Below are 508 nucleotides of genomic sequence, written 5' to 3'. Positions count from 1 at the left end.
AGATTAACGGTCGCATGAATCGTTAAAGTCTCATCGTCATTAAACACCACGATTTGATCGTCACTCAGCTTACTTTCTGTTAGACTTTTGCCAGCCCTTTTGGTAAAGCGCAGTTCAATAGGGGTATTTTTACCTCGATCAGGCAGCTGACTCAATAGGGGATGTGTAAAGCCCATGCTACCGGCGTCCAGATAACTGTCTAAGTGAAAATCATTTGGTGTTACTGCAGTGCTATCTAGTATTTCAACACTAGCAAATCGATGCAGCGCAAAGGTACGGATAATGGCTTTTGGATCATCAGTTCGAGTGGCGAGCAAATAAATAATCACGCCACGTTGAATGATAGCAATAGGATTTAAGACATACTCACTGGCCTCTGACTTGTTACTGCGTGTATAACAGGCTTTAATCTGTAGTTGATAAAACAGCGCATGATAAATATTGTCTTTACTGTCCAAATCAATATGCGGCGCAATTAATGGCTGAGTTGCTGTTTCAATGCGTACGC

1 protein-coding gene is annotated in these 508 nt (G+C 41.9%); it reads right to left on the bottom strand.

Translation table 11 applies throughout. The features are described from left to right. Positions 1-508 (bottom strand): WYL domain-containing protein (locus ACS8FD_RS24850; RefSeq protein ID WP_439277804.1); only part of this gene is annotated, 508 nt, incomplete at both ends.

This window comes from Psychrobacter sp. 1U2, assembly GCF_051847575.1.
This window is presented reverse-complemented; position numbering and strand designations above follow the sequence as displayed.